Consider the following 22,398-nt stretch of genomic DNA (forward strand, 5'->3'; position numbering starts at 1 on the left):
CCCGGCAGAATCCGGTAAATGAACGAGTTGTGCCGGCTTATGACTTCTGCATGAATGCTTCGATTTCCTCAACTGTTTTCGGGATTCCTCCGCTGAGTACTTCGCAGCCGTCCTTTGTCACAACAAGAGTGTCTTCAATTCGGATGCCGATCCCAAGCTCATCGAAGTAGAGCCCCGGTTCCAGGGTGAAGACCATGTCCTCTTCCAGAAGGGCGTTATCGTCCCCTACATCATGCGTATAAAGACCAATATAATGGCCGGATCCATGAAAATAGTAGCGAATGATTTCTTCCGGCTTTTCGATCATGCCAATCCGGATCAGTTCTTCCGCCATCACCTGCTTGCTTAATTCCTGCAGCTCGTTTTTCGGCTGGCCCGGTTTCGTCGCAGCAATGGCAGCATCCAGTCCTTTTAAAACGATGTTGTAAAGGGTTTTCTGCTCCTCGGTAAAATGTCCGTTTATCGGATAGGTCCGACTGACATCCGCGTCATATCCGCCCCATTTGGCACCAAGGTCATATAAAATCATGTCTCCATCTTTCATCAGACGGTCGTTGTCACTGTAATGCATGCAGCAGGCATTCGGACCGGAAGCAGCAATGGTTGGAAACGCGTGCGCAGCATTGTGGGACTTCAGGGAAAAATCAAAGTACGCTTCGCTTTCGTATTCATACATGTCCGGTTTCAAATGGGAGAGCATGTTTTTTACGCCGATTTCCGTAATCTCACAGGCTTTGCGGTGCAGTGCGATTTCTTCCTTTGTTTTTACCTGGCGGAACCGCGCCAGATCCTGAAAGGTGTTATAAACCGGAAGAGTAGGATCAAAGTTATGGATGCGGCAGGCAAAGCTGCGGGCCTCATTTTTAACAAACGGACGCTCCCATCCGGGAATGTCGATATAAACCTGATGAATCAGGCCCGGCTCGCCAAACAGCGGAATAGATTTTTCAAAACGCTCCAGATACTCCACCTGTTCGATGCCGGTTTCTTCCTTGACGCTTTCCTTTGTGTAAGAGACGCCGGTCCAGCGGGCAGCCTTTTCATCCGGGTGATCGATAAACAATGTCTCCCGGATAACGCCGTTTCTCTTGACAACCATCAGGACAGCATCCGGATAGGAAAATCCTGTCAGATAATAAAAATTGGCATAGGGTGTAAAAGGATACATTTCATCCCCTTTCCATTCCTTTTCTGTGCCGGAAAAGACAAATCCGACAGAATTCTCATTCAGAACAGAAGCGTAGAGCGCCCGTCTGGAAGCATGAAATTCTTTGCTGATCATAAATAAGTTCCTCCTTGTTCATTCGTTGAAACCAGTATAACACAGGAAGAAAGAAAAAGATCAAATTCATTGTTTACTTCATGAAAAGAAGCTGATACTATAAAAGACAAAGGCAAAATTTGAAAGCAGGAGGAGAAAAATGGACGAAAGACAGAATAGCCAGAATAACAAACTGATTCCTGCGGTTCTTGTTCTGGAAGGAGGCGCGACAAGAGGAGTATTTACCTCCGGAGTGCTTGACTTTCTTATGGAAAAAGATTTTTACACAACCGACGTGATCGGAGTATCCGCAGGGGCCTGCAACGCAATCGATTATGTGTCCAGGCAGATCGGACGCACGAAAAAGTGCATGATACACAAGGAAAAAGAATATGACTTTTATCTGGGCCTGCGCAAGATGGTCAAGGAAAAAAGCATGATGGATATGGATCTCATTTTTGACCGGTATCCAAAAGAGCTGATTCCATTTGACTTTGACACGTACTTCCAGTCGGAGATGAAATGTGATCAGGTAGTGACAAACTGCGAGACCGGGAAAGCAGAGTATCTCGATGAGAGAAAAGAAAAAGAACGGCTTCTAAAAATCTGCCGGGCTTCCAGCAGTATGCCGCTGGCAGCTCCGATCGTCCGGATTGACGGAGTTCCGTATCTGGATGGAGGACTTGCAGATTCCGTGCCGATCGAAAGAGCTTTAAAAAAGGGAAGGAAAAAGATTATTGTCATTCTGACAAGAAACGAGGGCTATCGGAAGAAGAAACCGTCCCTTGGAGAAACCAGAATCTATCGCGCTGCATATAAGAAATATCCGAATCTGGTCCGGACGATCCTGAGACGTCCTTATGTTTACAATAAGCAGATGGAGCAGATTGAGCAGTTGGAACGGAAAGGAGAAATTTTTGTCCTCCGTCCGAAGATAAAAACGATAGGAAGAATGGAAAAGAATTACGATCGTCTTACATCGTTCTATGAGCACGGCTATGTGCAGATGAAAGAAGAGTATGAAAGACTGCTGGAATATTTAAATAAATAAAACGAAAAGCAAATAAGATCAGCTGAAGTGGCAACTGGTCTTATTTTGTGCCGACAGGTGATAATAATAGATGCGAAAAAATGCTTTAACATAAATTTAGCATGAAATTAACGGTATAATTATTGAATCGAATTTGTAATGAAGATAATATTGGATTGAAAAAATGTCTCTCTAAAACAGGAGAAAATCGACTTATGTTGAGCTTCTTATAGTTTGGTTGGTAAAAGATATGATTTCATGTTTTTTAAATCTATACGTGATTTTAAGATACAGCATTTATATCGGTTCTTTGATTTTTATCTGTCTTTTTCAGATAAAGCGCAGAAAATGGGGATTGTATACCTGGCGGATCTGTTCAGGCTGCACGGTCGTGGATGTTCTGATTACATCGATATTCAGCAAACTGTTGTATTAAAAAAGGCCGGAAAGAAAAGGTTCAGTCGTGCCCTGTCCTTTCTGGCCTTTTGTCTGTACTATTGTGGATATTCTGCCTCCTGGAAGAACAGGCCTTTTGGATCGATCGGATCAGATGCGGCTTCTTTGCCGTCAAAGATCCGTCCGATATCGTCAACCGGACGCATTCCCTGTCCGATATCCAGGAGTGTGGAGATGATGATCCGTGCCATATTATGAAGGAAGTCATTGGCAGTGATAGTGAATTCCAGTTCATCCCCGCTTCCGTATATGTCAATGGAGAAGATTTCCTTGACTCCGCCTTTTTTCTTTTTAGAGGAAGAGAAGTGCTGAAAATCGTGGCGTCCAACCAGAAGTCCGGATGCTTCACGCATCTTCTCAATATCCGGTTTCTTAAACAGATGATATACATACTTCCGTTCGAATACATCCGGCACTTCTGCAGTGGAGATCCGGTAGATATAGGTGCGTTTCTTTGCATTTAAGGAAGCGTGGAAACGCTCCGGCATATCCTCTACTTCCAGAACAGCAATGTCGGAAGGGAGGTAGCGGTTAAGATAATGCTTGATTTCCCTGGCACTGAGGCTGCAGCCTGTATGGAAATTGACCGTCTGTGCGTAGGCATGGACTCCGGTCTCTGTCCTGGAAGCACAGAAAAGCTCTGATTTCTGACCGGTCATCCGGAAAATTACTTCAGAAAGTTTTCCGGAAATGGTACTGGAAGTATCCTCACCGGCTCCGAGTCTCTGCCAGCCGTGGTATCTGGAGCCGTCGTATTCTATTGTCAGTCTGATATTTCGCATAGATTTTACTCCTTTTTTCTTTTGTAGTACCATGATATAATAAAAAAAGGAAAAAAGAAAGTCAAAAAGAGGTTAAAATTATGAGTGAAATCATACCAAAGAGAGTCGAGGATTCCATGGTGGAGACGGTCCATCTGGTGCGGCCTACCCATCTGAATTCAGCCGGCCGTCTGTTTGGGGGCGTTTTGATGCAGTGGATTGACGAGGCAGCCGGTATTGTAGCAAAGCGTCATTGCATGAGCAATATTACAACAGCTTCAGTAGATAATCTCCGGTTCATCCGCGGGGCTTATCAAAATGATATGGTTGTGATCCGGGCGAAAATGACTTATACAGGACACACATCCATGGAAATCAGGGTAGATACCTATGTGGAGGATCCGACCGGCATGCGCCGGCCGATCAACCGTGCTTATTTTACGGTAGTGGCGCTGGACGAAAATGACCGTCCAAAAGAAGTTCCCCGTCTGATAGTCGAGTCTGAGACAGAAAAGGCCGAGTGGGAAGGGGCTCTGAAAAGAAGAGAAAACCGCCTGATGAGAAAAGAAGAAGGATTTTAAAGAGGAACTGTATTCAGTTCCTCTTTTTCCATGCAGCATTGACAAAGGCGACCATCTGGTCGATTCGGGCCTGTTCTTCCTTGCTTTTCCCTTCCTTTAAAAACTGGAGAATCAAAGTCATTTCATCCTCGGAAAATCGGATTCCTTTTTGATTTGCCTGAGTGATCAAAGACATCATGACAGGCGCCAGATTCCGGCCTGTTTTTCCCTGTGTCCTGTCAAATGCTGTCCGTATCAGTTCCTGTTTCAGCGGATCCAGGTTCCGGATCGCAGGATTCTTCATCCATTCCGCCCACTGGCTGTCCTTCGGATTCATCTTCAGCTTCGCCTCCTTTTTCAAACATTTGACTGTAGAGATCGAACATGTCGTCCGTGCCGGAAGGCATCATGGACCGGAGCAGATCTGCCGGGCCGGGATGTTCTTCTGCGGGACCGGCAGCATTCATCATTTCCATCATGCTCATGGCGGAAAGAGCCATATCGATCTGTTCGGCCTCGTCTTCCTTCATATACGGGCGGAGCTCTTCGAAAATTTCCATTGCGCCCGCCTGTTTTGGCGAGAGACATTCCCCCAGGCCAAAATGAGGGAAGTTCCGGAAATATGCAAGTGTATTATGAAGCTCCATATATTTGATCCAAACAGCCAGAATTTTCTGAGTGCCGGAAGGCAGATAGGGGAGGAACAGCTTCATAATATGAAGATGTTCAGGTACTACCAGCATATCGAAAGGTGTCATGGGAAATGGAGTTTTGTTCTTCATATGTTTGCATCTCCTATCTGATCCGGCGTTGTAAATATATATGTGAATAAAACCGAAAATATGCGGGCATCATATACTGGAAGAAAAAGGAAAAGGAGAATGAGACATGCCAAGAAAACTGATTCTGGACGGGAATACGGTTTATGAACTGGATGAAGAATGCATGCTGCAGCAAAAAAGTTCCGAATATGATAAAGAGACTCTCGCCGTTCACGTTAATAAAGAAGATGAGAAAAAAGCAGTAAGACGTCAGAACAGGAAATAGACCGGAGATGCAATGGATAACGTCTGTTTCAACTGCGGAAATTTTCAGGACCGGAGCAGCCGGTCCTGCTCTTTTTTATAACAGAAGTCTTTTAAAAAAGACAAAAAACTGCTATGATAAAAGACGATGAAAAAAGAAAGAAGGATGCATTATGACAAAAGTAGATATTATCTCCGGCTTCCTCGGAGCCGGAAAGACCACCTTTATCAAACGTCTGGTGACGGATGTATTTCAGGGGGAAAAGATCGTACTGATAGAAAATGAATTCGGAGAAATCGGAATCGACGGCGGATTTCTGAAAGATGCCGGGATCGAGATTACCGAGATGAATTCAGGCTGCATCTGTTGTACCCTCGTGGGAGATTTCAGCGAAGCGCTGAAAAAAGTCGTAGATCAGTATCATCCGGACCGTATCATCATTGAGCCGTCCGGTGTGGGCAAGCTGTCTGACGTGGCAGGAGCGGTCAGAAATGTAGAGGAACACTGCGGAATCGAACTGAACAGCTGTATCACAGTAGCAGACGGAAAGAAAGTAAAGATCTATCTGAAGAACTTCGGTGAATTTTACAGCAATCAGATTGAACATGCCGCAACGATCGTGCTGAGCAGGACCCAGTCCATGACAGACTCAAAACTCAAAGAGGCTGTCGCTCTGATCAGGGAAGAAAACCCGGATGCTGCCGTCATCACAACACCATGGGATCAGCTTGACGGGGAAGTGATCCGTAATGCGGTAGAGCAGACTTCCAAGCCGACGGATCTTCTCAATGAAGCATGCCTTCACCATGATCATGACGGATGCTGCCACCATGATCACGAAGATTGCGGCTGCCATGAGCATCATCATGACCATGAAGGACATGGACATGAGCACCACCATGATCACGAAGATTGCGGCTGTCATGAACATCACCACCACGATCATGAAGGGCATCATCATGCAGACGATGTGTTTACAAGCTGGGGAACAGAGACCGTAGAGAAATACGACCGTTCCGAGATTGAACAGTTCCTGGATTCTCTTGCAGATGAAGAAACATACGGTACCATTTTAAGAGCAAAGGGAATCGTCGAGGGAACTGACGGAAGCTGGATGGAGTTTGACTATGTGCCGGGAGAATATGAGATCCGTGACACCAAAGCGGATTATACCGGAAAGATCTGTGTGATCGGAACCGATATCCATACTGATAACATTCAGCAGACACTGCATGTATAGACAGGAGAGTGCCAGATGGAAACAGTAGTAGAACTTTTTACAGGATTTCTGGACAGCGGGAAGACAACTTTAATTAATGAAGCGCTGCACAGCCCGGACTTTCTTGACTACAATCAGACACTTCTGATTGTCTGTGAAGAGGGGGACGAGGAGTACGACGAAGCGTGGCTTAAGAAAAACGGAATCATCAAATACGTGGTAGACGAGGAGGAAAAACTTAATGAATTCTTCCTTGAGGGACTGGAACTGAACTACCGCCCGGATCATGTCATGATCGAGTTCAACGGCACATGGGATCTGAACCGGATGCTGGAGATGAAGCTTCCGCCGGGATGGGAGATTGGAGCAGTACTCTCTACTGTGGATGCAGGCACGGCAGAGATGTATCTTTTGAATATGAGAAATATGTTTCTGGCTCCGCTTCTTTATTCTGATCTGGTTATTGTCAACCGGACAGAGGACGATACGGATAAAGCCAGGATCCGCAGAAGCATCAAGGTGATGAATCCGAGAGCACAGATCGTTTTTGAAAATGAGGACGGAGAGCCGGTTGAGAATACAGAGGAGGATCTGCCGTTTGATCTGAATGCGCCGGTGATCGAGATTGATGAGATCGATTACGGCATCTGGTATCTGGACGCCATGGAGCACCCGGAGCATTACAAAAACAAAAAGCTCAGGTTTCTTGCACAGGTATATAAAAACAAGAAACTGGGAGGCGGATTTTTTGTGCCGGGCCGTTTTGTGATGACCTGCTGCGAGGAGGACATTACATTTCTTGGGTATCTTTGTAAATGTAAAGAGGAGATTCCCTATCAGAACAGAGACTGGGTATTTGTAACGGTTTCGTTCCGGTATGAATATATGAAGCAGTACAAGGAAAAAGGACCGGTTCTTTACCTGGAAGAGGTTCTTCCGGCAAAGAAACCGGCCAATGATGTGGTAACATTTGATTAGAAGAAAAGAGGAGGCGGGATGTTTTACCCCGCCTCCCCTTTTTGTCAGCAGGCACTAGCAGCAGCCGTTGTCATTATATCCGTTTCCGCCAAATCCGCCGCAGCAGCAGAGCAGAAGGATAATCCACAGGCAGTTGTCACATCCGCCGCCAAAACCGCTTCTTCCGTTTCCTCCGCATCCGCCGCAGCAGCACAGAAGAAGGATGATCCACAGGCAGGAATTACCTCCGAAACCAGAAGAAGATTCGCATCCGCATCCACAGTTTGTTGCACTTAAGTCACTCATATTTTTGCCTCCATATTTGTTATTTACAATGTTATACTATGTAGCAGGGCTTGTAAGTGTTTCCTTGATTTCAAAATATTTCCAAAGAGAAAATATAAGGCGCTCACACAGAGGTTTTTTCTTGAATAGGATGAAAGAAAAGGAGTTTTTTGCGTGAGACGGGTTAAGGAAAATGTTCATTATTTTTGTGACGATACACTCTTTGGTCATATCGACGGGCACGGGATCACGACGGCGGTGCTGGATACCGGTATCTCACCGCACCCGGACCTGGAGGGACGGATTGTCGCATTTGGTGATATGCTGCATGGAAAAAGGCGGATGTATGACGATAATTCTCATGGCACTCATGTGGCAGGCATCATTGCAGGATCAGGGAAAATGTCGTCCGGAGTGTATGCAGGCATCGCTCCGGCTTCCCGGATTGTGGCCGTTAAGGTGCTGGATCAGAAAGGGGAAGGAAAGATCCGGCATCTGATAGAAGGCATCCGGGCGATCCTGAAAAACCGGGAAAAATGGGCGATCCGGATCGTGAACATTTCGATCGGAACCCTTCCCCACCGTGGAGACGAGGAAGAGGCGGAGCTTCTGCGCTGGGTGGACCGGATGTGGGATGAGGGCCTTGTAGTTGTTACGGCGGCCGGAAATTTCGGCCCCAGGAGTGGAACCGTAACGATTCCCGGTGTCAGCAAAAAAGTGATCACAGTCGGAGCGTCCGATGACGGAGAGCAAAAAGACCGGTTTGGAAAAGTCGGGACGAATTACTCCGGCAGAGGACCGACATTCGAGTGCGTCTGCAAGCCGGATCTGGTAGCCCCCGGATCCTATATCCGTTCCTGCAACGGATTCGGACAGAAAAAGAATCAGAAGATGTATTCGGTAAAAAGCGGCACCTCCATGTCCGCTCCCATTGTATCCGGGGCAGCAGCGCTTCTTTTGAGCAAATATCCGGACATGAAAAATGTGGAAGTCAAGCTTCGTCTTCTGATGAGCGCGGATGACATGGGAAAGGATGCAAACATTCAGGGAAGAGGGCTGTTAAACATCGAAAAACTGCTCAATCCAAAGCTGTAAAAAATTTTTTATGGTGTCAAGCATTTCCTCTTGACACCGCATTTTATTTATAGTATGATGTCACAGGTGAGAAACATGGATGAAATCGTAATGCGTGCTCTGCTGTATGATTTTTACGGCGAACTGCTGACAGCAAACCAGAAAGAAATATATGAACAGTTTATGCTGGAGGATCTTTCCCTCGGTGAGATTGCCGAAGAGAGAGGCATCAGCAGGCAGGGGGTCCACGATACGATCCGTCGGTGCGAAAAGACGCTGGAGGGGTATGAGGAGAAGCTCCACCTGATCCGGAAGTTTCTTACAGTAAAAGAGAAGGTACATCAGATTGACCGTCTGCTGGACACCTGGCAGGAAAAGGAGAAAGAGACTCTGATCCGCGAGATCCGGCAGATTTCAGATGAAATCATAGAGGAGTTATAGAATGGCATTTGACAGCTTAACAGAGAAACTTCAGAATGTATTCCGGAATCTGCGAAGCAAGGGACGGCTGACAGAAGAGGATGTAAAGGCGGCCCTCAGAGAAGTCAAGATGGCTCTCCTGGAAGCCGATGTAAACTTCAAAGTTGTAAAGAGCTTTATCAAAAACGTGCAGGAACGCGCGGTCGGACAGGATGTTATGAATGGACTGAATCCTGGACAGATGGTAATCAAGATCGTAAACGAAGAACTTGTCTCTTTGATGGGGTCTGAGACTACGGAGATCAAGCTGGAACCTGGGAAAGCAACGACCGTCATCATGATGGCAGGGTTACAGGGAGCCGGTAAGACGACCACTACCGCAAAGCTTGCAGGGAAGTTCAAGCTCAAAGGCAAGAAACCGCTTCTGGTTGCCTGTGACGTTTACCGTCCGGCGGCGATCCAGCAGCTTCAGATTAACGGGGAGAAGCAGGGTGTAGAAGTATTTTCCATGGGAGAGAAACATAAACCTGCAAATATCGCCAAAGCGGCCATGGAGCATGCGGCGAAGAACGGAAACAACATTGTAATCCTGGATACGGCCGGACGTCTTCACATTGATGAAGATATGATGGAAGAACTCCAGGAGATTAAAGAGGCAGTGACCGTACACCAGACGATTCTTGTGGTGGATGCCATGACTGGTCAGGATGCGGTCAATGTTGCAAAGGAATTCAACGATAAGATTGGAATAGACGGTGTCATTGTCACAAAGCTTGACGGTGATACAAGAGGCGGTGCCGCACTTTCCATCAAAGCCGTGACAGGGTGCCCGATCCTGTATGTTGGTATGGGTGAGAAGCTCTCCGATCTGGAGCAGTTTTATCCGGACCGGATGGCATCCAGAATCCTTGGTATGGGTGATATCCTCACTCTGATTGAAAAAGCGGAGGCTGACATTGACGAGGACAAGGCAAAAGAGATGTCACAGAAGCTTCGGAAGGCCCAGTTTGACTTTGAAGATTATCTGGAGTCCATGAAGCAGATGAGAAACATGGGAGGCCTTGGAAATATCCTCGGCATGCTTCCGGGAATCGGCGGCATGATGGGAAAGAAAGGTAAGATGCCTGACATTGATTCCGATGATGCGCAAAAGAAGATGGAGCGGATGGAGGCTATCATCTACTCGATGACAGTCAAGGAGCGGAGAAATCCGGATATCCTGACACCTTCCAGAAAGCACCGGATTGCAAAAGGCGCCGGAGTGGACATCTCGGAAGTGAACAAGCTGTGCAAGCAGTTTGAACAGATGAAAAAGATGATGAAGCAGATGCCTGGAATGATGGGCGGCAAAGGTGGTAAAAAGGGAAAATTCAAATTACCTTTTTAACATAAATAAAAGAGAAACAGTATAGTGGAGGTGAAACAAATGGCAGTAAAAATCAGATTAAGAAGAATGGGACAGAAAAAAGCTCCTTTCTATAGAATCATCGTAGCTGATTCCCGTTCCCCAAGAGACGGTAAGTTCATCGAGGAAATCGGTACTTACGATCCGACAAAAGATCCGAGCGTTTTCAAGGTAGACGAAGAAGCAGCAAAGAAATGGTTAAACAACGGAGCACAGCCGACAGAAGTTGTAAGCAAGATTTTTAAAGCAGCTGGTATCGAAAAATAGTCCAGACGTCGGAGGTGCCTGCATATGAAAGAATTAGTAGAAGTAATTGCGAAAGCTCTGGTTGATGAACCGGATCAGGTAGTAGTTACGGAAAAGGTGGAAGGCAGGACTACGGTCATCGAAGTTCATGTGGCAGAAGGCGATATGGGTAAGGTGATCGGCAAACAGGGGCGTATTGCGAAAGCAATTCGTTCTGTTGTAAAGGCTGCCGCCGCAAAAGAAGACAAAAAGGTAGTCGTAGATATCACTTAAGCAGTGATGTCTGCGGACTGCAAAAGCAAGAACAGGCTGCCATGCCGGGCATGTGCGGGACTGTTCTTCATTTTTATAGAGAAGGAGAAGCGTATGGAACAGTTTCTGCAGGTGGGAGTGATTTCAAGCACACACGGAATCAGAGGTGAAGTAAAGGTCTTTCCTACCACGGATGAGAAGACACGCTTTCAGGAGCTGAAAGAAGTCATACTGGATACAGGAAAAGAACAGATGACGCTGGAGATTGAGAATGTCCGTTATTTTAAACAGATGGTCATTCTGAAGTTCAGAGGAATCGATAATATAAATGATATCGAGCGCTATAAAGGCCGCCCGCTTCTCGTTGCAAGAGAAGACGCCGTGCCGCTTGATGAAAACGAATACTACATTGCCGACCTGATCGGCATGGATGTAGTGACGGAGGACGGTTCCTGTTTCGGACGCCTGAGCGATGTCATGGAAACAGGCGCAAATGATGTTTACATCATTCAGACAGAAAAGCAGGGAGAAGTTCTGATTCCGGCCATCCGCGAATGTATTTTGGATGTGGATCCGGAAAAGAGGCAGATGAAGATTCATCTGATGAAGGGACTGATCCAGTAACAGGAAGGAAACACAGATGAATTTTCACATTATGACATTGTTTCCGGATATGGTAGAACAGGGATTGAAGACCAGTATCATCGGACGTGCCGAGGCAAAAGGTCTGTTATCCATTGACGCGGTCAATATCCGGGATTACGCATTTAACAAGCATCAGAGCGTGGATGATTATCCATATGGAGGCGGAGCAGGAATGCTGATGCAGGCAGAGCCGGTTTTTCAGTGCTATGAGGCCGTCTGTCAGAAGACAAAGGCATCAAAGGAAGGAAAAAGACCGAGGCTTGTCTACCTGTCTCCACAGGGCAGGACCTTTAACCAGGAAATGGCGGAAGAATTCGCGAAAGAGGATGAATTGATCCTGCTTTGCGGCCACTATGAAGGGATTGACGAGAGAGTACTGGAAGAGATTGTGACAGATTATGTCTCCATCGGAGACTATGTCCTGACAGGAGGAGAACTCGCGGCCATGGTCATGATAGACGCAATAGCAAGGCTGGTACCTGGAGTCCTTCACAATGATGTTTCGGCAGAGTTTGAGAGTTTTCAGGATCACCTTCTGGAATACCCGCAGTATTCCAGGCCGGAGACGTGGCACGGAAAACAGGTGCCGCCGATACTTCTTTCCGGTCATCATGCGAACATTGAAAAGTGGAGAAGGGAACAGTCAATTATCCGGACTGCTGAAAACAGGCCGGATCTGCTTGAAAAAGCAGAACTTACGGAAAAAGAGCAGAAATTCCTCGAAGAATATAGAAAAAACAGCTTGCAATCCTAAAGACTATATGATACACTAGGACTGTTGTGAGAAGAAAGAGATGGTCCTCTGATACGGTATATCAAGTATTAAGAACGTCAAAAGAATCAAGGAGGTCACACAATGAACGAAATCATCAGAAAGATTGAAGCAGAACAGCTCAAAGAAAACGTACCACAGTTTAACGTGGGAGACACTGTAAAAGTTTACGGTAAAATCAAAGAAGGAAACCGTGAAAGAATCCAGGTGTTTGAAGGAACTGTATTAAAGAAACAGGGCGGAAGCACAAGAGAAACTTTCACAGTAAGAAAATTCTCCAACGGTGTGGGCGTTGAGAAGACATGGCCGCTGCACTCTCCAAACGTAGAAAGGGTAGAGGTAGTAAGAAGAGGTAAAGTCAGAAGAGCAAAACTTAACTACTTAAGAGGCCGTGTAGGTAAGAGAGCAAAGGTCAAAGAATTAGTTAAATAGGACATGGGAAGGGGCAAGGTACATTCATGTATGATTGCCCCTTTTGTGTTAAATAAACAGGTATGTTACATGAAGAAAAGAATACAGTTTGGAAAAGAAAAAAAGCAGATTGATTATGACCTGATCCGTACTGTCGGAATCTGGGCATTTAAAATTATTCTTGTATGCCTGCTGGCACTTGTCATTGTGTTTTATTTTGGAAGACAGGTAAAAAATTCAGGAGATTCCATGCGTCCGGCAGTGCTGGACGGGGATATCGTTCTGGTAAACCGAATGATTTATGACGCAAGCAAGCCAAAACGCGGCGATATTATTGTATTCAAGCCAAACGGCAATGAAAACGCCCGATCCTATATCAAGCGGATTATCGGACTTCCCGGAGAGACTGTTCAGATCAAGGACGGGGAAATCTATATTGACGGCGAGAAGCTGGAAGAAAAGTACGAAACAACTGCCATTGAGGATGCCGGAACCGCTTCGGAGGAGATCACTCTGGACGGAGATGAGTATTTTGTTCTGGGCGATAACCGCAGGAACAGTGAAGACAGCAGAATGGCAGATATCGGGAATGTAAAACGTTCCGAGATCGAAGGCAAAGCATGGTTTGTTCTTTCGACAAAAGGAAATTTTGGATTTATATAGATAAAAGGAGGCACCTATGCATTTTCAATGGTACCCGGGTCATATGACCAAAGCGAAAAGAATGATGCAGGAAAATATCAAACTGATTGACCTGATTATCGAACTTGTGGATGCGAGAGTTCCGGTCAGCAGCCGGAACCCGGACATCGATGAACTTGGAAAACAGAAAGCAAGACTGATCCTTCTGAACAAGTCAGATCTGGCATCGGAAGGATGCAACGAAAAATGGGAGAAGTATTTCAAAGATAAGGGCTTTTCCGTTGTGAAGGTGAATTCCAGAAGCGGAGCAGGGATCAAATCCATCAACGGGGTGATTCAGGAAGCCTGCAGGGAGAAAATCGAACGTGACAGAAGACGCGGTATTTTGAACAGACCGGTCCGTGCCATGGTAGTCGGAATTCCGAATGTAGGAAAGTCGACCTTTATCAATTCCCTGGCTGGAAAGGCCTGCACCAAGACCGGAAACAAGCCGGGTGTGACAAAGGGGAAACAGTGGATCCGTCTGAATAAGCAGGTGGAGCTTCTGGACACACCGGGAATTCTCTGGCCGAAGTTTGAGGATCAGGAAGTCGGGATGAAGCTGGCTTTCATTGGATCAATCAAAGATGAGATTTTAAATACAGAAGAGCTTGCTGCAGAGCTGATCCGGCGTTTGCAGGGCAGATACCCGAATCTGACGGAAGAACATTACGAGATAGAGGAAAGCCGGGATCCGTACGAAACACTGCGTTTGATCGCAGAAAAGAAACACTGCCTGACAAAGGGAGGAGAGCTTGACTTAGAGAAAGCGGCTGTATTATTTATGGATGATTTCCGAAGCGGAAAGCTTGGAAGGCTGACGCTGGAAATTCCGGAGGATTACGAATAAGGGGAGACAAAGATGAAACAAGAGGATAAAGAAGAAAAGGGGAAAAGGAAATCAGCTGCGAGGGAAGTGATGGACTGGATCATCTATATTGGCATTGTCCTGCTGCTTTCCTGGCTGATTATCACATTTGTCGGAGTACGCACTGTAGTAGACGGCCGGTCCATGGAGCCGACACTTCATGACGGAAACAACCTGATTGTAGATAAGCTGTCGTACCGTTTCCGTGATCCGAAACGTTATGAAATCATCGTTTTTCCGTACAAATATGAAGAGAATACATATTATATCAAACGGATTATCGGCCTGCCGGGAGAGACGGTCCAGGTGAAAGACGGGGAAGTCTATATTGACGGGGAACTGCTCGGAGAAGACTACGGGGCAGAGCCGATGGAGGATGCCGGAATTGCCGCGGAGCCGATTCAGCTTGGCGACGATGAATATTTTGTCCTGGGCGATAACCGGAACCACAGCTCGGACAGCCGGGACGCCAGTGTCGGAGTACTGAAAAGGGAGGATCTGATCGGAAGAGCCTGGATCCGGATTTATCCGTTTGATGAAATGGGGTTTGTTGTACATGAGTAAAACAATCAAAGAAATAAAAGAAGAGTTCGGGCGAACCCCTGTGGAGAGCTGGAATGCGCTTTATTCGGAATACGAAGGTGATTCCCGTTCCGGCGTTCAGAAACTGCTTCACTCTTTTCGGAAGCAGGAGGAGGCCAGAAAGCAGGAGCTGATACGTCTGGAGGAAATGTGCCGGTACGAAAAGAAATATCAGTCCTATGATTATATCTGTGGGATTGACGAAGTGGGGAGAGGGCCGCTTGCCGGCCCGGTGGTAGCGGCGGCAGTGATCCTGCCAAAGGACTGCCAAATCCTCTATATCAATGATTCAAAGAAACTTTCGGCCAAAAAGCGGGAAGAGCTTTATGGCGAGATCATGGAAAAAGCGATTGCAGTAGGAATCGGGATGGCGGGACCGCAGAGAATTGACGAAATCAATATTCTGCAGGCGACTTATGAGGCAATGAGGGAAGCAGTGAGTAAGCTGACGGTCCGGCCGGATCTGCTGCTCAATGATGCGGTCACGATTCCGGATGTCCTGATTCCACAGGTCCCGATTATCAAAGGAGATGCGAAAAGCATTTCCATCGCCTGTGCCAGTGTTATTGCAAAAGTGACAAGAGACCGGCTGATGGTGGAATACGACAAAGTACTTCCGGAATATGGATTCGCGTCCAATAAAGGGTATGGATCCAAAGACCACATCGAGGCACTGAAAACATATGGACCGTCCCCGATTCACAGAAGCACATTTATCACACACTTTGTGTAACGGAGGATGCCGGATGAATCAGAAAGACAAAGGAAATGCTGCGGAACATCTTGCGGCAGCCTTTCTGGAGAGAAAAGGCTTTCAGATTCTGGAACGGAATTTCCGCTGCCGTGCCGGGGAGATTGATCTGATTGCGAAGGAAGGGGACTGTATCGTTTTCGCAGAGGTCAAATACCGGAGCAGCACGTCTCTTGGACGGCCGGAGGAAGCGGTTGACCAGAGAAAGCAGCGGCGGATCTGCAGGGCTGCACTTTACTATCTTACAACCCATGGGCTTTTGGAGAGCCCGGTCCGCTTTGATGTGATTGCCGTCCTTGGAGAGGAGATCACGCACTTTGAACATGCATTTGAATTTCAGGAATAACAGGTAACAGATTATGAAAACATGGAAAACAACAAACAATCAGAATGATATTGTGTGCCGCACCGGAGCAGGAGACGTTCCGTATCTGTCGTTTCCGCTTCTTGAGCAGAGCGGTCTGGTACATCATGGATTCTCCACCCGCATGGGCGGAGTGAGTACCGGAATCTATGAGAGCATGAACCTGAGCTTCACAAGGGGCGATGAAGATGCATCTGTCCGGGAGAATTTTGAACGGTTCGGCGCTGCAATCGGCGTCCGGACTTCTGACATGGTCTTTTCCAGACAGACACATACGTCCAATGTCCGTATTGTCACAGAGGAGGATCGTGGAAAAGGAATTGTCTGTCCGGTAGATTACGATAATGTTGACGGCCTTGTCACCGATGTGCCGGGACTCTGCCTTGTGACATTTTATGCAGACTGTGTTCCGCTGTTTTTTCTGGATCCGGTCAGGAAGGTGATCGGTCTGTCCCATTCCGGGTGGCGCGGGACTGTGGCAAAAATCGGCCTGGAAACGGTGAAGAAGATGCAGGAAGTCTATGGAAGCCGCCCGGAGGATACTCTGGCATGTATCGGCCCGTCCATCTGCCAGTCATGCTATGAAGTGAGCGGAGATGTCATTGATGCGTTCCGGGAGTCTTTTTCTCCCAGGCTTTGGGAAACACTGTTCTACGAAAAACCGGACGGGAAATATCAGCTTAACCTCTGGAAAGCAAATGAAGCGGTCTTTGCCGAGGCCGGCATTTTGACGGAACACATTGCGGTGACGAATATCTGTACGAACTGTAATCCGGAGCTATTATATTCACACAGGGCGTCCGGCGGCAGACGGGGGAGTCTTGCCGCCTTTCTTGCCCTGAAAGAAACACAGGAGGGAAATCAACCACCATGTATTACACACTTCTGACAGAAAATGTAACAGAGAGGGTAACCGAAAATATTCAGCAGGAAGTTGAGACACAGACAAACTTTGCTGTCAATTTCTTGAATGAAAATCTGCCAAAGGTCATTGAATTCGGAATCGGTGTGATCTTTGCGCTGATCTTTTTTGCGATCGGAAGGGTTTTGATCAACTGGGTACGGAAACTCGTCCGCGCTTCCATCGAACGGTCCAATGCAGACAAAGGGGTAGAGCAGTTTGTGGATTCCTGTCTTAAGACGGGGCTGTATGCAATACTGATTTTAACAATTGTTGTGCGTTTTGGAGTGGATACTTCTTCGGTAGCAGCGCTTCTTGCTTCCGGAGGTGTGGCAATCGGTCTTGCGTTACAGGGAAGCTTGTCAAACTTCGCCGGAGGAGTGCTGATTCTTCTTCTGAGACCATTTACAGTAGGAGACTATATTATTGAGCATACGGATAATCTGGAAGGAACTGTTAAAGAGATTCAGATTTTCTACACAAAGCTTTCCACTGTTGACAACAAGACGATCGTTATACCAAACGGAAGTTTATCAAACAACAGTCTGACCAATGTAACAGCGATGGATCTTCGACGGCTGGATTTTTATGTCAGAATCGGATACGATGAGGATCTGCAGTCTGCTCAGAAGATTATCCGGCATGTAATGGAGCAGGAGCCGGAAGTAATCAAGGATAAAGAGCATACGGTTTTTGTGGATGATCTGGCAGAAAGTTACGTGAGACTTTGCGTAAGACTATGGCTGAAATCCGATGTATACTGGGATATACGGGCGAGTATCATGGAAAAGACGAAACTTGCACTTGACGAAGCGGGAATCCGCTTTGCCGGACAAAAGATGGAAATTGTCATGAAAGAATGACAGAATCATAAAAAGGCGGCAGAGAGCATCGCGTGAAAATCATGACGGATGCCTCTGCCGTTTTTCTTACATGGAATAGATCTGATATTCCTCTCCTTCCAGAGTTTTCCAGTGAAAGGTACCATTTTCAAGAATCATATAGCTATGCCGGCTGTTCTCTTTTGGAAGAGAGACAGATCCCGGATTCAGATAAGTAAAGGTCTCTGTTTTTGTACATGCAGGCACATGAGTATGTCCGTGAAGCAGGATATCTCCTTCCTGAAGAAGCGGTGGTGTCTGCAGATTATACTGATGACCATGTGTAACAAAAACCATCCGGTCCTTTTCGGAAATCAGACAGTAGTCTGCAAGAATAGGAAAGTTGAGAACCATCTGATCGACTTCGCTGTCACAGTTTCCACGCACACAGAAAACACGTGATGCAAGAGGATTGAGCAGTTCAATCACCTTCTTCGGATCATATTCCGCAGGAAGATCATTGCGCGGGCCGTGATATAGAATATCTCCAAGAAGAACCAGACGGTCGGCGGATTCGTTTTTAAATGCTTCCAGCATTTTCTTGCAGTAAAAAGCGGATCCGTGGATATCGGATGCAATAAAATATTTCATAGCAGTATTCCTCCTTTTCTCCAAAAGTGTATCACAGTCTAAAAAAATACTCAAGCTCTGCCCGATCGTGATTTGACAGAAAAAGGATCCATCCGATATAATAAGTGGCAGAATCATACTGCCTTTTCAGGTGGAAGAAAGGAATAAAAACATGCGTGTAATAGCAGGAAGTGCAAAACGATTGCAGCTAAAAACGATAGAAGGGCTTGACACAAGGCCGACAACAGACCGGATCAAGGAGACACTGTTTAATATGATTTCCCCGGAACTTGCCGACTGCCGGTTTCTTGATCTGTTCAGCGGCAGCGGAGCCATCGGGATTGAAGCATTAAGCCGTGGCGCGCGGACCGCGTATTTTGTAGAAAAAAACCAAAAGGCGGCAGCCTGCATCCGTGACAATCTGAAACATACCAGACTGGAGGATCGGGCGGTCCTGATGAAAACGGATGTCATCAGCGCACTGAGAAAAATGGAAGGAGAAGCGCCGTTCGATTTCATTTTCATGGATCCGCCGTATCATGCGGGAGCAGAGTTTGAAGTATTTGATTATCTGAGATCTTCTTCACTCGTCAGCGAGGATACACTGATCATTCTGGAGGCATCTTTGGATACTGATTTCAGTTTTCTGGAGGAGATGGGATACGAGATTATAAAAGAAAAAAAATATAAAACAAACAGGCATATTTTTGTCGAAAGACGTTGAGTTCTTTCGTGGAACGTGATAGAATAACAAAGTAAATGACAGGATTTGTCGAAGTAAGAAGGAGAGTGTAACTATGAGCAGCCGAATTGAGCAGATTATTGATGAAATTGAGGAATACATAGATAATTGTAAGTTCCAGCCATTATCCACGACAAAGATTATTGTGAACAAAGATCAGATCGACGAGTTGTTGAGAGAACTCAGAATGAAGACGCCGGAAGAGATCAAGCGTTATCAGAAGATCATCGATAATAAAGACGCAATCCTTGCAGATGCCCAGACAAAGGCAGATACGATGATTCAGGAAGCAAAAGCAAAGACAGACGAGCTTGTAAGTGATCATGAAATCATGCAGCAGGCATATGCACAGGCAAACGAGATCGTAGCGGCTGCTACGGAACAGGCACAGCAGATTATTGACAGCGCGACTGAGGATGCAAACCAGCTCCGCATGGGTGCCATGGGATATGCAGATGATCTGATGGCAAAAGTAGAAAATATGATCGGACATGCGCTGGATAATTATACATCCAAGTATGACAGCCTTGTCAATTCCCTTCAGGAATCTTACGACATGGTACGCAATGACCGCGAGGAACTCCGGATTCAGGATGAGACAGAAGCAGAGTTCGCTCAGGCTATGGATGAGGAATAATAGCTGCTACAGTATTTGAATATAGAGATACGCCATGAGACTGGCTGCCGCACCGGCAGCCAGTTTTTCTGCAATATACGGAGTGATTTTCAGACCACTTCCATTCAGCATGCCGTTTGTCTGCGCACCGGCACAAAATCCTCCGAAGGCACAAAGTCCCATGATACAGGCATAGCGTAACGAAAAGGGAAGAGGGAGTGTTTCCAGCATTACCACTCCATTTGTGATCTCCAGAAAAGAAAGCAGCAGCCTGCCTGGAAGAGTACCGGCGAAGGGGAGCTTGCACGCAAGTTCCAGAAATACCGAAAATACAATAATATATCCCCCGATTTTGGTTATCGTTTCAAAGCTGTCCATAATTGACAGATCAAGTACATCCATGGAAAAACGTCCGTTGTCTCCGTGAAAAACTGTCGGTGCCGGATAGGTTTCTTTTTTCAGATAGATCCTGCAAAAGGCGAAGCTCAGTACCACGGGAACAAGAAGAAAAATTATCATGGATCCAAAGACAAGAGAAGGGTCCCCGATCGTCTGGCATACTACAAACCCGGCCATAAAACCAGGGCTGGTATTATTGCAGAAAGAGAGCAGATATGCCCCCTCGCGGGATGAAATCCTCCGGTCCCGCACCAGATCCGCCGTGACCTTCGCACCCATGGGATAACCGCATAAAAATCCGGTAAGCACCGCAAAGCAGCCGCCCGGACTGACAGAAAACAAAGGTCCGAGGACCGGATAGACAAGGCGTGAAATGTGCCGGATCAGACTGGTCCTCAGCATGATATTGACAATAATCAGAAAAGGAAGCAGAGTCGGAAGTACCGTCTCAAACCAGAGCAGCAGCCCGTTCCTGGCCCCCTGAAATACATCTCCCGGAAACAACAGCATGATGACAAATAGAAAAATCGTGAAAATGACAAAAAAATAACGTTTCAAAATTGTTCCTTTGGTAAAAATAGTCAATAAATTGTATGAAAAATATGGCGATTTTAGAAGCACTATGCTATAATAAGTTCAGATTTGGTAAAAAACGAGAGAAAGGGAGATAACAATGGCAGTACTGGAACAATTAGAACCAAAAAAAGTATTTCAGATTTTTGAGGAGCTTTCCTCTGTTCCGCGAGGAACATTTTACGATGAGAAAATCAGCAACTGGTGTGTGGACTTTGCAAAAAAACGGAATCTGGAATACATACAGGACGACGCGGGGAACGTCATCATCAAAAAGCCGGGAACACCTGGATATGAAAATTCGGAGCCGGTCATTCTGCAGGGACATATGGATATGGTCTGTGAGAAAGTGGAGGGCTCAGATCACGATTTTGAGAATGATCCTCTGGAGCTTTATGTAGAAGACGGATATGTAAAAGCGAAAGGAACAACACTTGGCGGTGACGACGGAATTGCCATTGCCTACGCATTTGCGCTTCTCGACAGCGATGATATTCCGCATCCGCCGCTGGAAGTTATTGTGACAACAGACGAAGAGATCGGAATGGGCGGAGCCAATGCCCTTGACATGTCACAGATCAAGGGAAATATTTTCCTTAACATCGACGGAGAAGAGGAAGGCATTATTCTTGCAGGCTGTGCAGGAGGTGTTCTTGAGACTTTGAAGATTCCTGCAGAGCGGGAAGAAAAGAGCGGTTCTGTGATGAGAATCAAAGTAAGAGGACTTCGGGGAGGACATTCCGGATCCCAGATCCACGAGCAGCGTGGAAACGCAAATAAAATCATGGGAAGAATCCTGAATCATCTCGATCAGGGTACTGAGATTGCTCTTGTATCCGTAAGTGGAGGTTCCAAAGATAATGTCATTGCCGGTACGGCAGAAGCAGTAATTGCAGTGGCAGATCCGAAGAAGGCTCAGGAGATTGTATCTGACATGGAAGCTACATTAAAGGCAGAGTTTTCCTCTGATGAACCGGATCTTCAGGTTCCGGTTACCGTCACGGAAGAGACGGTACAGGCACTCACAAAAGAAGTCACAAAGAAAGTGATTTTTGCAATGGTCTGCACACCGTACGGTGTACAGGGACTCAGCAGAGATCTTCCAGGTGTGGTAGAGACTTCCCTGAATCTTGGTATTGTAAAAACTGATGAGACAGCCATCTCCCTGATGTACTATCTGAGAAGCAGCGTGAACTCCCAGATGCAGGAATTAAAATCCATTTTCCGGACATGGGCTGAAATGCTTGGAGGCACTCATGAAGAGAGTGGAGAATATCCTGCATGGATGTATCAAAAAGAATCAAAAATACGTCCTCTGATGGCGGAAGCATACAAGGAAGTCACAGGTAAGGATGCCGTGATTTCTACTGTACATGCCGGCCTGGAATGTGGCCTTCTGTCTGCGAAAAAGCCGACACTGGACTGTGTTTCCTTCGGACCGGATATCCCGGATGTACACTCTGTCAATGAGCGTCTGGATATCGAGTCAACCGCGCGTGTATGGGAAATGATCAAAGTGGTTCTCGCAAAACTGAAATAAAACAGAATGTGGACGCCGCGCCGGTGACAGGAATGCTGCCGGCGCGGAACTCTTTGTTTAACAGGAAACTCCGTTCCCTGTTAAACAAAAAACGCTCCGCGGGATGCGCACTCGCGCAAAGCAGAAATTAGTCGCTAAAGCGACCGCGCT

Annotated in this window: 30 protein-coding genes; 23 read left to right on the forward strand and 7 right to left on the reverse strand. The window is 46.5% G+C overall.

Annotated elements, in window-relative coordinates; genetic code table 11:
- Window positions 1-37 precede the first annotated feature (37 nt).
- Entirely contained in the window at window positions 38-1,282 is a 1,245-nt protein-coding gene (locus tag H6A32_RS04610; protein WP_087167817.1) for an aminopeptidase P family protein, read from the reverse strand.
- A 139-nt stretch (window positions 1,283-1,421) separates the two neighbouring features.
- Between H6A32_RS04610 and H6A32_RS04615 the strand changes: the two genes are divergently transcribed.
- A complete protein-coding gene (locus H6A32_RS04615) occupies window positions 1,422-2,312 on the forward strand; it encodes a patatin-like phospholipase family protein (protein WP_330677387.1) in 891 nt (296 codons plus the stop codon).
- 473 nt (window positions 2,313-2,785) lie between these two features.
- Here the strand turns inward: H6A32_RS04615 and truA are convergent, their stop codons facing one another.
- The gene (gene truA / locus H6A32_RS04620) at window positions 2,786-3,529 is read right to left on the reverse strand and encodes a tRNA pseudouridine(38-40) synthase TruA (RefSeq protein ID WP_191426738.1); all 744 of its coding nucleotides are present in this window, start codon (window positions 3,527-3,529) and stop codon (window positions 2,786-2,788) included.
- Between the two features lie 80 nt (window positions 3,530-3,609).
- On the opposite strand from truA, the gene H6A32_RS04625 reads away from it, so the two are divergent.
- Complete coding sequence (locus tag H6A32_RS04625; protein ID WP_242958930.1) at window positions 3,610-4,089, forward strand: acyl-CoA thioesterase; 480 nt, start codon at window positions 3,610-3,612, stop codon at window positions 4,087-4,089.
- Between the two features lie 13 nt (window positions 4,090-4,102).
- On the opposite strand, the gene H6A32_RS04630 is transcribed toward H6A32_RS04625, so the two are convergent.
- Together H6A32_RS04630 and H6A32_RS04635 are read right to left on the reverse strand one after the other, a co-directional pair.
- The gene (locus H6A32_RS04630) at window positions 4,103-4,372 is read right to left on the reverse strand and encodes a hypothetical protein (protein ID WP_191433594.1); all 270 of its coding nucleotides are present in this window, start codon (window positions 4,370-4,372) and stop codon (window positions 4,103-4,105) included.
- Window positions 4,308-4,850 (reverse strand): hypothetical protein, encoded by a 543-nt coding sequence (locus H6A32_RS04635; protein ID WP_087167821.1) that lies wholly within the window; start codon window positions 4,848-4,850, stop codon window positions 4,308-4,310. The genes H6A32_RS04630 and H6A32_RS04635 overlap by 65 nt, the downstream gene beginning before the upstream one ends.
- A gap of 106 nt (window positions 4,851-4,956) precedes the next feature.
- On the opposite strand from H6A32_RS04635, the gene H6A32_RS04640 reads away from it, so the two are divergent.
- The 3 genes from H6A32_RS04640 to H6A32_RS04650 all read left to right on the forward strand — a co-directional run bounded on the left by H6A32_RS04640 (window position 4,957) and on the right by H6A32_RS04650 (window position 7,291).
- Window positions 4,957-5,115: a hypothetical protein gene (locus H6A32_RS04640; protein ID WP_162610155.1), complete on the forward strand. Its 159-nt coding sequence runs from the start codon at window positions 4,957-4,959 to the stop codon at window positions 5,113-5,115.
- Between the two features lie 151 nt (window positions 5,116-5,266).
- Window positions 5,267-6,334, forward strand: coding sequence for a GTP-binding protein (locus H6A32_RS04645; RefSeq protein WP_204863848.1), 1,068 nt, complete (start codon window positions 5,267-5,269; stop codon window positions 6,332-6,334).
- Between the two features lie 15 nt (window positions 6,335-6,349).
- Complete coding sequence (locus H6A32_RS04650; RefSeq protein WP_191426740.1) at window positions 6,350-7,291, forward strand: TIGR03943 family putative permease subunit; 942 nt, start codon at window positions 6,350-6,352, stop codon at window positions 7,289-7,291.
- 54 nt (window positions 7,292-7,345) lie between these two features.
- Here H6A32_RS04650 and H6A32_RS04655 read toward each other — a convergent pair whose 3' ends face one another.
- Window positions 7,346-7,576: a chorion class high-cysteine HCB protein 13 gene (locus tag H6A32_RS04655; RefSeq protein WP_087252332.1), complete on the reverse strand. Its 231-nt coding sequence runs from the start codon at window positions 7,574-7,576 to the stop codon at window positions 7,346-7,348.
- 153 nt (window positions 7,577-7,729) lie between these two features.
- Here H6A32_RS04655 and H6A32_RS04660 point away from each other — a divergent pair, with 153 nt between their 5' ends.
- The 15 genes from H6A32_RS04660 to H6A32_RS04730 all read left to right on the forward strand — a co-directional run bounded on the left by H6A32_RS04660 (window position 7,730) and on the right by H6A32_RS04730 (window position 17,790).
- Window positions 7,730-8,650, forward strand: a complete 921-nt coding sequence (locus H6A32_RS04660; RefSeq protein WP_087167825.1) for a S8 family peptidase — start codon at window positions 7,730-7,732, stop codon at window positions 8,648-8,650.
- Window positions 8,651-8,725: 75 nt separating this feature from the next.
- Window positions 8,726-9,070, forward strand: a complete 345-nt coding sequence (gene ylxM / locus H6A32_RS04665; RefSeq protein WP_182466514.1) for a YlxM family DNA-binding protein — start codon at window positions 8,726-8,728, stop codon at window positions 9,068-9,070.
- 1 nt (window position 9,071) lies between these two features.
- Entirely contained in the window at window positions 9,072-10,436 is a 1,365-nt protein-coding gene (gene ffh / locus H6A32_RS04670; RefSeq protein ID WP_087167827.1) for a signal recognition particle protein, read from the forward strand.
- A 39-nt stretch (window positions 10,437-10,475) separates the two neighbouring features.
- Complete coding sequence (gene rpsP / locus H6A32_RS04675) at window positions 10,476-10,721, forward strand: 30S ribosomal protein S16 (protein WP_087167828.1); 246 nt, start codon at window positions 10,476-10,478, stop codon at window positions 10,719-10,721.
- Between the two features lie 24 nt (window positions 10,722-10,745).
- On the forward strand, window positions 10,746-10,973 hold the full coding sequence (locus H6A32_RS04680) for a KH domain-containing protein (RefSeq protein ID WP_087167829.1): 228 nt from the start codon (window positions 10,746-10,748) through the stop codon (window positions 10,971-10,973).
- A gap of 93 nt (window positions 10,974-11,066) precedes the next feature.
- Complete coding sequence (gene rimM / locus H6A32_RS04685) at window positions 11,067-11,576, forward strand: ribosome maturation factor RimM (protein WP_087167929.1); 510 nt, start codon at window positions 11,067-11,069, stop codon at window positions 11,574-11,576.
- A 16-nt stretch (window positions 11,577-11,592) separates the two neighbouring features.
- Window positions 11,593-12,351 carry a tRNA (guanosine(37)-N1)-methyltransferase TrmD gene (trmD, locus tag H6A32_RS04690; RefSeq protein WP_191426742.1) on the forward strand — a complete coding sequence of 253 codons (759 nt, stop codon included), beginning with the start codon at window positions 11,593-11,595 and terminating at the stop codon, window positions 12,349-12,351.
- A gap of 102 nt (window positions 12,352-12,453) precedes the next feature.
- Window positions 12,454-12,801, forward strand: a complete 348-nt coding sequence (gene rplS / locus H6A32_RS04695) for a 50S ribosomal protein L19 (RefSeq protein WP_087167831.1) — start codon at window positions 12,454-12,456, stop codon at window positions 12,799-12,801.
- A 69-nt stretch (window positions 12,802-12,870) separates the two neighbouring features.
- On the forward strand, window positions 12,871-13,443 hold the full coding sequence (gene lepB / locus H6A32_RS04700; RefSeq protein WP_087252400.1) for a signal peptidase I: 573 nt from the start codon (window positions 12,871-12,873) through the stop codon (window positions 13,441-13,443).
- A gap of 16 nt (window positions 13,444-13,459) precedes the next feature.
- Window positions 13,460-14,311 (forward strand): ribosome biogenesis GTPase YlqF, encoded by an 852-nt coding sequence (ylqF, locus tag H6A32_RS04705; RefSeq protein WP_204863849.1) that lies wholly within the window; start codon window positions 13,460-13,462, stop codon window positions 14,309-14,311.
- A gap of 12 nt (window positions 14,312-14,323) precedes the next feature.
- Complete coding sequence (lepB, locus tag H6A32_RS04710; RefSeq protein WP_204863850.1) at window positions 14,324-14,893, forward strand: signal peptidase I; 570 nt, start codon at window positions 14,324-14,326, stop codon at window positions 14,891-14,893.
- Window positions 14,865-15,644 (forward strand): ribonuclease HII, encoded by a 780-nt coding sequence (locus H6A32_RS04715; RefSeq protein ID WP_346342243.1) that lies wholly within the window; start codon window positions 14,865-14,867, stop codon window positions 15,642-15,644. The genes lepB (H6A32_RS04710) and H6A32_RS04715 overlap by 29 nt, the downstream gene beginning before the upstream one ends.
- Window positions 15,645-15,657: 13 nt before the next feature.
- Window positions 15,658-16,008 (forward strand): YraN family protein, encoded by a 351-nt coding sequence (locus tag H6A32_RS04720; protein WP_087252336.1) that lies wholly within the window; start codon window positions 15,658-15,660, stop codon window positions 16,006-16,008.
- A gap of 13 nt (window positions 16,009-16,021) precedes the next feature.
- A complete protein-coding gene (pgeF, locus tag H6A32_RS04725; protein WP_118636298.1) occupies window positions 16,022-16,915 on the forward strand; it encodes a peptidoglycan editing factor PgeF in 894 nt (297 codons plus the stop codon).
- Window positions 16,897-17,790, forward strand: coding sequence for a mechanosensitive ion channel family protein (locus H6A32_RS04730; protein ID WP_087167837.1), 894 nt, complete (start codon window positions 16,897-16,899; stop codon window positions 17,788-17,790). The genes pgeF and H6A32_RS04730 overlap by 19 nt, the downstream gene beginning before the upstream one ends.
- A gap of 66 nt (window positions 17,791-17,856) precedes the next feature.
- Here the strand turns inward: H6A32_RS04730 and yfcE are convergent, their stop codons facing one another.
- A complete protein-coding gene (gene yfcE, locus H6A32_RS04735; RefSeq protein WP_087252338.1) occupies window positions 17,857-18,399 on the reverse strand; it encodes a phosphodiesterase in 543 nt (180 codons plus the stop codon).
- 151 nt (window positions 18,400-18,550) lie between these two features.
- Here yfcE and rsmD point away from each other — a divergent pair, with 151 nt between their 5' ends.
- Together rsmD and H6A32_RS04745 are read left to right on the forward strand one after the other, a co-directional pair.
- On the forward strand, window positions 18,551-19,102 hold the full coding sequence (rsmD, locus tag H6A32_RS04740) for a 16S rRNA (guanine(966)-N(2))-methyltransferase RsmD (RefSeq protein ID WP_087167839.1): 552 nt from the start codon (window positions 18,551-18,553) through the stop codon (window positions 19,100-19,102).
- A gap of 73 nt (window positions 19,103-19,175) precedes the next feature.
- The gene (locus H6A32_RS04745; RefSeq protein WP_087167840.1) at window positions 19,176-19,757 is read left to right on the forward strand and encodes an ATPase; all 582 of its coding nucleotides are present in this window, start codon (window positions 19,176-19,178) and stop codon (window positions 19,755-19,757) included.
- A gap of 6 nt (window positions 19,758-19,763) precedes the next feature.
- Here H6A32_RS04745 and H6A32_RS04750 read toward each other — a convergent pair whose 3' ends face one another.
- Window positions 19,764-20,693, reverse strand: coding sequence for a transporter (locus H6A32_RS04750; protein WP_243097610.1), 930 nt, complete (start codon window positions 20,691-20,693; stop codon window positions 19,764-19,766).
- A 115-nt stretch (window positions 20,694-20,808) separates the two neighbouring features.
- Here H6A32_RS04750 and H6A32_RS04755 point away from each other — a divergent pair, with 115 nt between their 5' ends.
- A complete protein-coding gene (locus H6A32_RS04755) occupies window positions 20,809-22,248 on the forward strand; it encodes an aminoacyl-histidine dipeptidase (RefSeq protein ID WP_087252340.1) in 1,440 nt (479 codons plus the stop codon).
- Window positions 22,249-22,398: the final 150 nt, after the last annotated feature.

This window comes from Drancourtella massiliensis, assembly GCF_016900655.1.
In the GTDB taxonomy this organism is placed as follows: Bacteria; Bacillota; Clostridia; order Lachnospirales; family Lachnospiraceae; genus Sellimonas; species Sellimonas catena.